General features: G+C 66.4%; 11 protein-coding genes. 6 read left to right on the top strand and 5 right to left on the bottom strand.

Translation table 11 applies throughout. The features are described from left to right. Window positions 1-18 precede the first annotated feature (18 nt). The 4 genes from ASE52_RS15275 to ASE52_RS15260 all read left to right on the top strand — a co-directional run bounded on the left by ASE52_RS15275 (window position 19) and on the right by ASE52_RS15260 (window position 5,736). Window positions 19-1,620: a Re/Si-specific NAD(P)(+) transhydrogenase subunit alpha gene (locus tag ASE52_RS15275; RefSeq protein WP_057227333.1), complete on the top strand. Its 1,602-nt coding sequence runs from the start codon at window positions 19-21 to the stop codon at window positions 1,618-1,620. Window positions 1,621-1,654: 34 nt separating this feature from the next. Beyond that, on the top strand, window positions 1,655-3,067 hold the full coding sequence (gene pntB / locus ASE52_RS15270; protein WP_010464279.1) for a Re/Si-specific NAD(P)(+) transhydrogenase subunit beta: 1,413 nt from the start codon (window positions 1,655-1,657) through the stop codon (window positions 3,065-3,067). Between the two features lie 91 nt (window positions 3,068-3,158). Next, window positions 3,159-4,838, top strand: a complete 1,680-nt coding sequence (locus ASE52_RS15265; RefSeq protein WP_057227331.1) for a long-chain-fatty-acid--CoA ligase — start codon at window positions 3,159-3,161, stop codon at window positions 4,836-4,838. A 130-nt stretch (window positions 4,839-4,968) separates the two neighbouring features. Next, window positions 4,969-5,736: a 5'-methylthioadenosine/adenosylhomocysteine nucleosidase gene (locus tag ASE52_RS15260; protein ID WP_057227329.1), complete on the top strand. Its 768-nt coding sequence runs from the start codon at window positions 4,969-4,971 to the stop codon at window positions 5,734-5,736. A 131-nt stretch (window positions 5,737-5,867) separates the two neighbouring features. Here the strand turns inward: ASE52_RS15260 and corA are convergent, their stop codons facing one another. From corA to ASE52_RS25720, 5 genes are all read right to left on the bottom strand, one after another. Beyond that, on the bottom strand, window positions 5,868-6,854 hold the full coding sequence (gene corA / locus ASE52_RS15255; RefSeq protein ID WP_010464274.1) for a magnesium/cobalt transporter CorA: 987 nt from the start codon (window positions 6,852-6,854) through the stop codon (window positions 5,868-5,870). Between the two features lie 288 nt (window positions 6,855-7,142). Then, window positions 7,143-7,898, bottom strand: a complete 756-nt coding sequence (locus tag ASE52_RS15250) for a uracil-DNA glycosylase family protein (RefSeq protein ID WP_057227328.1) — start codon at window positions 7,896-7,898, stop codon at window positions 7,143-7,145. A gap of 28 nt (window positions 7,899-7,926) precedes the next feature. After that, window positions 7,927-8,406, bottom strand: coding sequence for a ribosomal protein S18-alanine N-acetyltransferase (gene rimI / locus ASE52_RS15245; RefSeq protein ID WP_057227326.1), 480 nt, complete (start codon window positions 8,404-8,406; stop codon window positions 7,927-7,929). A 22-nt stretch (window positions 8,407-8,428) separates the two neighbouring features. Next, on the bottom strand, window positions 8,429-9,154 hold the full coding sequence (gene tsaB / locus ASE52_RS25725) for a tRNA (adenosine(37)-N6)-threonylcarbamoyltransferase complex dimerization subunit type 1 TsaB (RefSeq protein ID WP_057228442.1): 726 nt from the start codon (window positions 9,152-9,154) through the stop codon (window positions 8,429-8,431). Between the two features lie 16 nt (window positions 9,155-9,170). Next, window positions 9,171-10,147 (bottom strand): DMT family transporter (locus ASE52_RS25720; protein ID WP_140426284.1); only part of this gene is annotated, 977 nt, incomplete at its 3' end. A gap of 99 nt (window positions 10,148-10,246) precedes the next feature. Between ASE52_RS25720 and dacB the strand changes: the two genes are divergently transcribed. Further along, window positions 10,247-11,716 carry a D-alanyl-D-alanine carboxypeptidase/D-alanyl-D-alanine-endopeptidase gene (gene dacB / locus ASE52_RS15230; RefSeq protein ID WP_057227324.1) on the top strand — a complete coding sequence of 490 codons (1,470 nt, stop codon included), beginning with the start codon at window positions 10,247-10,249 and terminating at the stop codon, window positions 11,714-11,716. Window positions 11,717-11,773: 57 nt separating this feature from the next. Continuing rightward, the gene (locus tag ASE52_RS15225) at window positions 11,774-12,043 is read left to right on the top strand and encodes a SemiSWEET transporter (RefSeq protein ID WP_010464262.1); all 270 of its coding nucleotides are present in this window, start codon (window positions 11,774-11,776) and stop codon (window positions 12,041-12,043) included. Window positions 12,044-12,087: the final 44 nt, after the last annotated feature.

The following is a 12,087-nucleotide window of genomic DNA, read 5'->3' as shown; positions in this document are numbered from 1 at the left end:
ACTTCGAGGAGACCTCCCATGCAGACCAGCCCCGTCCCGCAGCCGCAGCGTATCGGCGTGCCCAGGGAAATCTTCCCCGGCGAAAAGCGTGTGGCCACCGTGCCCGATGTGGTGGAGAAGCTGATCAAGCTGGGTTTTGCGGTCACTGTGGAGTCGGGGGCTGGGGACGCCGCCAACTTCAGCGATGACGCCTACCGCGCCGCCGGGGCCCAGATCGTGGGCGGCGCTGCCGCGCTGTGGGCAGCATCAGACATCGTCTTCAAGGTGCGCCCGCCCAGCAGCGACGAAGTGGTGCTGATGCGTGAGGGCACGACGCTTATTGATTTCATCTGGCCCGCCCAGAACCCCGAGCTGATGCAGCAGCTCGCGGCCCGCAAGGCCACGGTGCTGGCCATCGACTGCCTGCCGCGCACGCTCTCGCGCGCCCAGAAGATGGACGCGCTGACCTCCACGGCTGGCGTCTCCGGCTACCGCGCCGTCATCGAGGCGGCCAATGCCTTCGGCCGCTTTTTCAACGGCCAGATCACCGCCGCGGGCAAGGTGCCGCCGGCCAAGGTGTTCATCGCAGGCGCGGGCGTGGCGGGGCTTGCCGCCATCGGCACGGCTGCCAACCTGGGCGCCATCGTGCGCGCCAACGACACGCGTGCCGAAGTGGCTGACCAGGTCAAGTCGCTGGGCGGTGAGTTCGTCAAGGTGGATTACGAGGAAGAAGGCTCGGGCGGCGGCGGCTACGCCAAGGTCATGAGCGAGGGTTTCCAGGCCGCGCAGCGCAAGATGTACGCGGAGCAAGCCAAGGATGCCGACATCATCATCACCACCGCGCTGATTCCGGGCAAACCCGCGCCCAAGCTCATCACGGCCGAGATGGTGCAGAGCATGAAGCCCGGCAGCGTGATCGTGGACATGGCCGCCGAGCAGGGTGGTAACTGCGAGCTGACCGTGCCTGGCCAGGCTGTGGTGCGCCACGGCGTGACCATCGTCGGCTACACCGATCTGGCCTCGCGCCTGGCCAAGCAGTCGTCCACGCTGTATGCCACCAACCTGCTGCGCTTGGCTGAAGAGCTGTGCAAGGCCAAGGACGGCGTGGCCGTGGTCAACATGGAGGACGACGCGATCCGCGGCCTCACTGTGGTCAAGGATGGCGCGATCACCTGGCCCGCCCCACCGCTCAAGCAGGCCCCTGTGCCGGCACCCAAGGCCGCGGCAGCTCCTGTGGCTGCCAAAAAATCCAGCCATGGTCCGGGCGCACCGATGTCTGCCAAGACGCTGACCATCGTTTTTGCCGTGCTGGCCGTGCTGTTCTGGGCCATCGGTGCCTATGCGCCCGTGGCCTTCCTGGGCCACTTCACGGTGTTCGTGCTGGCTTGCTTCATCGGCTACATGGTGGTGTGGAATGTCACGCCCGCGCTGCACACGCCGTTGATGAGCGTGACCAACGCGATCTCCAGCATCATCGCCATCGGTGCGCTGGTGCAGATTGCACCGCCCGATGCGGGCATCAACGGGCGCCCGGATGGGCTCATCCTCTGGCTGGCCTTTGCCGCGCTGGTACTCACGGCTGTCAACATGTTCGGTGGCTTTGCTGTCACGCGCCGCATGCTGGCCATGTTCCGCAAGTAACTCCATCACAACAAGAACACAAGGAGCACAGAACATGTCCCAAAGTCTCGCCACCGTTGCCTACCTGGGTGCGGCCATTTTGTTCATCCTGAGCCTGGGCGGGCTCTCCAACCCCGAAACCTCGCGCCGGGGCAACCTGTTCGGCATGGTCGGCATGGCGCTGGCCGTGCTGGCCACGGTGTTCGGCCCCCGTGTCAGCCCTGCGGGCGTGGCCTGGATCGTCGGCGCGCTGGTCATCGGCGGTGGCATTGGCCTGTATGCGGCCAAGGTCGTCAAGATGACCCAGATGCCCGAGCTGGTCGCCCTCATGCACAGCCTGGTGGGCCTTGCGGCCTGCCTGGTGGGTTTTGCGAGTTACGTCGATACCTCGATCCAGCTGCAGGGCGCCGAGAAGATCATTCATGAGGTGGAGATCTATGTCGGCATCCTGATCGGCGCGGTCACGTTCAGCGGATCGCTGATCGCCTTCGGCAAGCTCAACGGCAAGATCGGTGGCAAGCCGCTGTTGCTGCCTGGCCGCCACTGGATGAATCTGGCTGCGCTGCTGATCGTGATCTGGTTTGGCCGCGAGTTCCTGCGCGCCGAGACCATTGAACAAGGCATGGTGCCGCTGATGGTGATGACGGCGATCGCGCTGCTGTTCGGCATCCACATGGTGATGGCCATCGGCGGTGCTGACATGCCGGTGGTGGTGTCCATGCTCAACAGCTACTCGGGCTGGGCAGCGGCGGCCACGGGTTTCATGCTGTCCAACGACCTGCTCATCGTCACGGGCGCGCTGGTGGGCTCTTCGGGTGCCATCCTGTCGTACATCATGTGCAACGCGATGAACCGCAACTTCATCAGCGTGATCGCGGGCGGCTTCGGGTCGGGCGCTGGCACACCAGCCAAAAAGGGCGAGGCAACCGAGCCGCAAGGCGAGGCCGTGCCCGTCAGCTCCGCCGAGACGGCCGAGCTGCTGCGCGATGCCAAAAGCGTCATCATCGTGCCCGGCTACGGCATGGCCGTGGCCCAGGCCCAGCACACGGTGTACGAGATCACCAAGACCCTGCGCGAGAAGGGCGTGGATGTGCGCTTTGCCATCCACCCGGTGGCGGGTCGCATGCCCGGCCACATGAACGTGCTGCTGGCCGAGGCCAAGGTGCCCTACGACATCGTGATGGAGATGGACGAGATCAACGAGGACTTCCCCAATGCTGACGTGGCCATGGTCATCGGCGCCAACGACATCGTGAATCCCAGCGCTCTGGATGATCCGACCAGCCCCATCGCAGGCATGCCCGTGCTCGAAGTGTGGAAGGCCAAGACCTCGATCGTGATGAAGCGCTCCATGGCGTCGGGCTATGCGGGGGTGGACAACCCCCTGTTCTACAAGGACAACAACCGCATGCTGTTTGGCGACGCCAAGAAAATGCTCGACGAAGTTCTTTCCGCGCTCAAGGGGTGACGGGCATAATTTCACCGCGAAAAAGCACGATCGTGCTGGAAATCCCAGGGCGGTCTTCACGGCATCAATAAAACTTATCAGGAGACAAAAAATGACGAATCGCCCCTGGCTGGCTGCCTATCCGCAAGGCGTCCCTGCAGACATCGACACCACGCAATACCCATCGCTCGTGGCCCTCATGGACGAGGCGTTTACCAAGTACGCGGGCCGCGTGGCCTACAGCTTCATGGGCAAGGAAGTGACCTATGCCCAGACAGACTCGCTCTCCAGCGCGTTTGCGGCCTATCTGCAGGGCCTGGGCCTGGTCAAGGGCGACCGCGTGGCCATCATGATGCCCAACGTGCCGCAGTACCCCGTGACGGTGGCGGCCATCCTGCGTGCGGGCTTCGTGGTGGTCAACGTGAACCCGCTGTACACCCCGCGCGAGCTGGAGCACCAGCTCAAGGATTCGGGCGCCAAGGCCATCGTCATCATCGAAAACTTCGCCACCACGCTGCAAAGCTGCATTGCAAACACGCCCGTCAAGCACGTGGTGCTGTGCGCCATGGGCGACCAGCTGGGCCTGCTCAAGGGAGCATTGGTCAACTACGTGGTGCGCAACGTCAAGAAGATGGTGCCCACCTACAACCTGCCGGGCGCCGTGCGTTTCAATGACGCGGTGGCCCAGGGCACGCGCGGCACGCTCAAGAAGCCCGACATCAAGCCCGACGACATCGCGCTGCTGCAATACACCGGCGGCACCACGGGTGTGAGCAAGGGCGCGGTGCTGCTGCACCGCAACGTGATCGCCAACGTGCTGCAGTCCGAGGCGTGGAACGACCCCGTGATGAAGAAGGTGCCGGCGGGCGAGCAGCCCACCAGCATCTGCGCGCTGCCGCTGTACCACATCTTCGCGTTCACCGTGAACATGATGCTGAGCATGCGCACCGGCGGCAAGACCATCCTGATCCCCAACCCGCGTGACCTGCCTGCCGTGCTCAAGGAGCTGTCCAAGCACACCTTCCACAGCTTCCCGGCCGTGAACACGCTGTTCAACGGCCTGGCCAACCACCCCGACTTCAACACCGTCAACTGGAAGAACCTCAAGGTCTCGGTGGGCGGCGGCATGGCCGTGCAGGGCGCCGTGGCCAAGCTCTGGCTGGAGAAGACTGGCTGCCCCATCTGCGAGGGCTATGGCCTGTCGGAGACCAGCCCCTCGGTCAGCTGCAACCCCGTGACCGCCAAGGAGTTCACGGGCACCATTGGCGTGCCGCTCCCCGGCACCCTGATGAAGCTGATCGACGACGACGGCCGCGACGTGACCGCCCTCGGCCAGCCCGGTGAAATCGCGATCAAGGGCCCGCAGGTGATGGCGGGCTACTGGCAGCGCCCCGATGAAACCGCCAAGGTCATGACCGACGACGGCTTCTTCAAGTCCGGCGACATCGGCGTCATGGATGAGCGCGGCTTCTTCAAGATCGTGGACCGCAAGAAGGACATGGTGCTGGTCAGCGGCTTCAACGTCTATCCCAACGAGGTCGAAGAAGTCGTAGCCAACTGCCCCGGCGTGCTCGAATGCGCCGTGGTGGGCGTCCCGGACGAGAAGACGGGTGAAGCCGTCAAGCTCGTGATCGTCAAGAAAGACCCCGCGCTCACAGAAGCGCAGGTCAAGGAGTTCTGCCGCGCAGAACTCACGGGCTACAAGCAGCCCAAGGTCATCGAGTTCCGCACCGAGCTGCCCAAGACCCCCGTGGGCAAGATCCTGCGCCGCGAGCTGCGCGACAAGAAATGACCATCCCCCTGAGCCGCTTCGCGGCTTCCCCCTTCTCTCGGCTCGCGCCGGGAAGGGGGACGACGCCAGCGGCCTGGCGAAGCCAGTTCCACGGCGTCCGCTGGTATGGGACGTGTCGGTTTCGTAGGCCATGACCACCGCCATCCTCAGCGCCTTGCCCGAAGAGCAAAGCTCGCTGGTCCCGCACCTGTTGCACCCCCAGCGCCTGGTGCATGCCGGCCGTTTCTTCTGGCGCGGCGACCTGTGCGGCCGGCCGGTGGTGCTGGCGCTCTCGGGCATCGGCAAGGTGGCGGCGGCCACCACGGCCACGGCGCTCGTCGAGCGCTTCGGCGTGGCGCGCATCGTCTTCACCGGCGTGGCGGGCGGCGTGGGCGATGGCGTGAACGTGGGCGACGTGGTGGTGGCGCAGGACTACCTCCAGCACGACATGGACGCCTCGCCCCTGTTCCCCCGCTGGGAGATCCCCGGCTACACGCGCAGCCGCCTGGCATGCGACACCGCCTTGTCTGCTCTGCTTCTGGAAGCGGCCAGCGCTTGTGTATCAAGCGCCAGCGGCCAATTTGGTTCAAAAAATGGTGTGACTGCCGCGGCCGCAGGCGTCTTGCACCGCACCCACCACGGCCTGGTGGCCAGCGGGGACCGATTTGTCTCTGCCGCCGATGAGTCCCACCGCCTGCGCAACAGCTTGCGCGACGCCGGCCACGACGTGCTGGCCGTTGAAATGGAAGGCGCCGCCGTGGCCCAGGTGTGCCACGACTACGGCATCCCCTTCGCCGCCGTGCGCACCATCTCCGACCGCGCCGACGACACCGCCCACGTGGACTTTCCCCTCTTCGTGCAGACCGTGGCCAGCCGCTACGCCGAGCACATCATGCTGGCGTTTCTTCAAAAACTATAAAATTGATAGCTACTCGCGCTTGTTAAATAAGCGCTAGGGGCTATTTTTATTGGATGTTTTCATGCGTGGCCGTAGATCATCGGTCGCCGCGCCGTGAAACTGGCGCTCCTCCATGCCAGCGCCACAGGGGGCTACTTCAACCAGCCGCGCTTGCGGAAGTACCACATGGGCCCCACCGCACTGGCGATCATCAGCAGGATGCCGTAGGCATACCCGTAGCTCCACTCCAGCTCGGGCATGAACTTGAAGTTCATGCCGTACACGCTGGCGATCAGCGTGGGGGGCAGCAGCGCCACGCTGGCCACCGAGAAGATCTTGATGATCTTGTTCTGGTTGATGTTGATGAAACCGACCGTGGCGTCCATCAGGAAGTTGATCTTGTCGAACAGGAATGCCGTGTGGTTGTCCAGCGATTCGATGTCGCGCAGGATCTGGCGGGCTTCCTCGAACTGCTCGGAGTTGAGCATCTTGCTGCGCATCATGAAGCTCACCGCACGGCGGGTGTCCATCACGTTGCGGCGGATGCGTCCGTTCAAGTCTTCCTGGCGGGCAATGGCGCCCAGCACCTCGCCAGCAAGGGCATCGGTCACGTCGCCGGCCAGCACCTGCTTGCTCACCTTTTCCAGCTCGTCGTAGATGTTCTCGAGCGTGTCGGCCGAATACTCGGCGTCGGCGTCGAACAGCTTGAGCAGCACTTCCTTGGCGTCTTCGATGAGGCCTGGTGCGCGGCGTGCGCGCATGCGCAGCAGGCGGAACACCGGCACGTCTTCGTCGTGGATGGAGAACAGCACGCCCCGGCTCTTGAGGTTGGCGTTGTGCTGGTTCAGGATGAAAGCCACCCGCACCGAGCGCGGGTCTTCATCGTCGTCGATCAAAAAGTCGCTGCGAATGTGCAGCTCGCCGTTGTCTTCTTCGTAGAAGCGGGCGGATTCCTCGATGTCCTCGTCCATCGCATCCTCGGGGATGGACAGGCCGTAGTGCTGCTTGATCCAGCGTTTTTCTTCGAGGGTGGGGGCTTCCAGGTCCACCCAGATCGGCTGGAAGCGGGTCAGCTCTTCCAGGGATTCGATTTCTTCCTGGAACAGCCGGCCATTGGCGAGCGTGAAGATGTTGAGCATGGGCTCACTCCCTTGTTGTGTGGCATCTGCGGTGTGGGGGATCGGGTGCTTTCAACCCCACAGCAGGCAGGCCGGGGAGCTGAAAGCTACCAACTCGGGTAGGTTTCCAAGGAGCTTTCTCCGTAAAAAATGGACAGGCGGCGGATTATGGCACTGCAGCTGCAACGGGCCCTAAGAGGCCGTCGGACTTGGAAATCGCCGGCTGCAAATCGACCGCAGCGGTCCGATTTTCGCTGATCGGCGCTCCAAGTCCGACGGCCTCCAGGCAAAAGCCCGCGCCCGCGGTGGTCAGCGGGATGTGGCCTGGCGCACGATGGCCAGGGCCCGGCACAGGTCGGCCCAGGCAGCGGCCTTGACGTCTTGCGAGCGCAAAAGAAACGCGGGGTCGTAGGTCACCACGGCCGGGCATCCCGCCAGCTGGTGCGGGCCTGCGCGCAGGCGGCCCAGCGGCTCGGTGCGACCCAGCGCCGCCCGCGCTGCCACATGGCCCAGCACCAGGACCAGGGCGGGTTGCAGCGCCGCCACGGCGTCGGCCAGCGCTGCGGGGATGTTGTGGTCACCACCGGGTTCCGCGCCGGAGGCCGTGCGCTCCAGTGCCGCCAGGAACACGCGCGGGTGCTTGTTCAGCTGCATGGCGCGCAGCATGTTATCCAGCAATCGGCCCGCATCGCCACCCAGCGGCTCGCCCGGTGTAAGGCTTTCGGTCACGATCAGCCAGCTCGCACCCAGCCCGGACGGGGTCTGCGCCGGGTCGGCGGTGGGGTACAGCGCCTGGGGCGCATGCAGCCGCAAGGTTGGGGTAGCCAGGGCTGCGCCTGTGCTCTCTGCCGCAGGTGCGGACACTCGCGGGGGTGTTGGCTGGGGCGCGCGTGCAGCCGGTAGGCTTGCTGCGGCGGGTGGCGGGGTGGGGGTGGGCACCACGCGGGTTGCAGGGGCGGGCGCCGGGGCTGCCGTGCGGGCTGCTGGTGCCTCCTGTGGCCCCCACACGGTGACCCCCATTTCTTGCAGCATGGCGCGCTGCCGCGCATCGAGGTGAAGACTCATGGGAAAAGGGGCCCGTTGAAGGTGTTGCTCACAATGCCAGGCTCATGACCACGGCATCTTCGCGCTGGCCCAGTTCGGCGGGGTAGTAGCGCTTGCGTTCGCCCACGCGGCGAAACCCGTGGGTCTGGTAGATGTGCTGGGCGCGCAGGTTGCTCATGCGCACTTCCAGCCACAGCCATTGGGCGCCGCGCCCGCGCGACCACAGGGCCAATGCGTCCAGCAGCACCCGCGCCCAGCCTTGGCGCTGGAATTCGGGGGTGACGGTGATGTTGAGCAGGTGCACTTCATCCACCCCCAGCATGGCCACAAAGTAGCCCAGCAGGTGCTCTCCGGCCATCAGCACCTGCGCCTGGTAGCCCGAGGCCATGGCATCGGTGAAGTTGCCGCGTGTCCAGGGGTGCGAATACGCGCGTTGCTCCACCGCCAGCACGGCATCCAGCCGCGAGAGCGCGAGGGCTTCAAAGCGCGCCTCGGGCGCGCCGGCAGACGGGTTGGGCAAGGCGCTCATGGTGGGGTCTGGCAGGGATGATTCACTGGGGCGCGTCCACCGCGCGTTCTTGCTGGGCGGCGCGCAGCGCAGCCCGCTCGGCGGTGGTTTTCGCCACTTTATCGCGGATGTAGCGCGGCAGCGCATCGCTGGCGGGCACGCCTTCGCCCGCCGCCAGCAGGGCTGGGGCCAGGCGCAGCAGAGCGCTGGCCGTGGGCAGTGTGGCCACATGGGCGGCTGTGGGCGCCAGTCGTTCGCCGTAAGGTGTGCGCGCGTTGCCCGCCACCGTCCATCCTGCGGGCACGAGCACGGATTCTGGCGCCCCCAGGCCAAAGTCGGCATCAGCGTGCCAGCGGCCTTGGGCGCCGATCCACTCGCAGCGCGCGTGGTAGACCTCGTCCATGCGCGCGTCCAGCACCGCAACCACCTGCGTGCAGCCGCGCGCCTGGCGCGCTTCCTCGGCCACGGCCAGCAGGGTGTCCACGGGCAGCACCGGTATGCCGTGGCCCCCGCGCGCGCCAAACGCCAGCCCCTGGGCCACGGCGCAGGCGGTGCGCAAGCCGGTGAAGGAGCCCGGGCCACGGCCAAACACAATGACCTCCAGCGTGTCGAACGACAGGCTGGCCTGCGCCATCAGGCTGCGCACTGTCGGAATCAGTGTGGCCGAAGCCTGCGCGCCCCCGGGGCCCGTGTGCTGCCACACGGCATCGCCGTGCTGGACGGCGATGGAAAGGGTGTCGGTGCTGGTGTCGAAAGCGAGCAGATTCATGGGGCCAGAGGGTTTNGCGGGCGTGGGCGGGACGACCACGCCCGCCTGACTTTTGCGCAGCACGCCCAGCAGGATACCGGCAGTCACCAGCAGCAGGCCGGCGACGAGGTTCCAGTACATTGGCTCGTCCAGAAAAATCACTGCACCGATGGCCGAGAGGCCAGGCACCAGGGCCGTGATCATGGTGGATCGCACGGGCCCATAGTGCTGGATCATGCGCGTGAAGCCGATGCCCGAGATCACCACCGAGCCGCCGCCCTGGAACACCATGTGGAAGACGATCTCGCTCCAAGGCGCCAGCGCCAGGCGGCTGGTGACGGCGCCCAGCGTGGTCAGCAGGGCATAGCCCGGCACATAGACCAGGCATGCAAACGCGGTGATCGCGATGGTGGCCTGCACGGCATCCACTGCATGGCGCCGGGCCAGCACGCTGTAGGTGGCCCAGCACGCGGCGGCCAGCATGAACAGCACATCGCCCTTCCACACATCCCCGCCCGAAAACGCCGCCAGCAGGCTGCGCCCGCCGACCAACAGGTCGCCTGCCACGATCAGGGCCAGGCCCGCCGCACGCAGCGGCGTGATGTGGTCGCGCAGCAGCACGGCAGCCAGCAGCGCCGTCCACAGCGGCAGGCTGCCCGGCATCAGCACCGCCGCATGGGTGGCCGGTGCATGGAAGAATCCCGCGTAGGCCAGCATGGCGTAAAGCAGCCCGCCGAAGGTGCCCAGCAGGGCCGTGGTGCGCAGCGGCAGGGGCGAGATGCCCGCCAGGCTGGAGGGCGGGGCGGCCGAGCCCAGCGCTGCGGTGCGCCGCCGCACCAGCCACCAGCCCCAGGGCAGCAAGACCAGGCTGGCACCGGTGATGCGCAGCAGGGCAATGTCGAACGGTGTGAGCGTGCGCTGGGCCGAGGCGCGGGCAATGACGATGAAACCCGTCCAGATGGTGACCGTCACGACCGCCGCCAGCAGGCCGATGGCACGAGGAGAAAAACGCATCGGGGGATTATCGGTGCGTGGGCGTGGCGGCGCTGGCATCCGGGTTCCTGGTCTCGCGCGGCCTGCGGGCGGCGCGCTGCCGGGCGATAGACTCGCGCCATGTTCTTGTTTCCTGATTCTTGGCGCCACTTCGCGCTGCGTGGTGCCCTGGGCGGTGTGGCGGTGTGGTTCGTTCTGGCGGGGGCTGCTGGCACGGCCCAGGCCCAGGCGGCGGCTCCCGCCCCGCTGCCACCGGAGGTCGAAGCCGCCCTGGGTCGCGCCAAGTTGCCGCGCGAGGCCCTGTCGGTGATGGTGGTGGATGCCCAGGGGGGCAAATCATCGCCTGCACGCCTGGCGCACCGTGCCCAGATGCCGGTGAATCCGGCGTCGGTGATGAAGCTGGTGACCACTTATGCAGCGCTGGAGCAACTGGGCCCCGCCTATGTGTGGAACACCCCGGTCTACGTGCACGGCTCGGTGCAGGACGGCAGTCTGCGTGGCAATGTCTACATCCAGGGTCAGGGAGATCCCAAGCTGGTCATGGAACGCCTGTGGCTGCTGATGCGGCGCCTGCAGGGCCAGGGCATCCAGGTCATCGTCGGCGACATCGTGCTCGACCGCACGGCCTTTGACGTGCCCGACCACGATCCGGCACGTTTTGATGGCGAGCCACTGCGCCCCTACAACGCCGCGCCCGATGCGCTGCTGCTCAACTACAAATCGTCGGTGATGACCTTTGTGCCGGATTCCGCCGCAGGCCTGGCGCGCATCCAGTACGACCCACCCCTGGCGGGTGTGGTGCGCCAGGCCACCGTCGCGCTGGCCGCGCCGGGCACCGAGTGTGGCGACTGGCGTGGCGCCTTGCGGGCGGAGCTGGCCGACCCCGCCAAGGTGAGCTTCCAGGGGGTGTACCCGGCCACCTGCGGCGAGCGCGTGTGGCCCGTGGCGGCGGTGGACCCACGCGGCTTTGCGGGGCGTGCAGTGGAAGGCATGTGGCGCGAGCTGGGGGGCAAGCTCACGGGTAGCGTGCGCGAGGGCAAGGTGCCGCCCGGCTTGAAACCCGCCTTCGTGGCCACCTCACCCGCGCTGTCCGAAGTGGTGCGTGACGTGAACAAGTACAGCAACAACGTGATGGCGCAACAGGTGTTCCTGACGCTGGCACTGCAGAAGAACGGTGTGGCCACCTTCGACGGTGCCCGCGAGGCCTTGCGCCAGTGGTGGCTGTCGCGCATCGGTGATGCCGAACTGCCCCTGGCCGACAACGGTGCAGGCCTGAGCCGCGATGCCCGCCTGACGGCGCAGGCGCTGGCTCGCATGTTGCAGGTGGCCTGGGTGTCCCCGGTGATGCCGGAGCTGGTGGCGTCGCTGCCGATCTCCGGGGTGGATGGCACGCTGCGCCGCAGCCAGAGCCGCGTGGGCATGGCCCATCTCAAGACCGGCAGCCTGCGCGACGTGATGGCCGTGGCGGGCTATGTGCACGCGGCCAGCGGGCGGCGCTATGTGCTGGTGGCTGTCGTCAACCATGCCAATGCCGGCGCTGCGCGGCCTGTGCTGGACAGCCTGGTCGACTGGACCGCGCGCGACCAGTGAATAATGGGGCGTTGCCCTGCCACACGCGCCAGAGCCTTCAGAACTTTCCCCCGTCCCATGCCCACCACCGAGCTCATCGGCTACCTCGCCGCCATCCTGACCACCTGCAGCTTTGTGCCCCAGGCACTGCATACCTTTCGTACGCGGGATGTTCGGGGCATTTCGCTGGGCATGTACAGCGTGTTCACGGCCGGTGTGGCGCTGTGGCTGGTGTATGGGCTGACCCTGGCGGCCTGGCCCATCGTGGTGGCGAACGCCATCACGCTCGCGCTGGCGGGGACGATCCTGGGCATGAAGGTGGTCTACGGGGCGCGTGGCCAGCGCTAAGCGCGACTCGCAAAACGCTTCTGGTTTCGTTGCCGCAACTTGCC

Origin of the sequence: Acidovorax sp. Root275 (assembly GCF_001428965.1) — a bacterium.
Classification (GTDB): domain Bacteria; phylum Pseudomonadota; class Gammaproteobacteria; order Burkholderiales; family Burkholderiaceae_C; genus Acidovorax; species Acidovorax radicis.
This window is presented reverse-complemented; position numbering and strand designations above follow the sequence as displayed.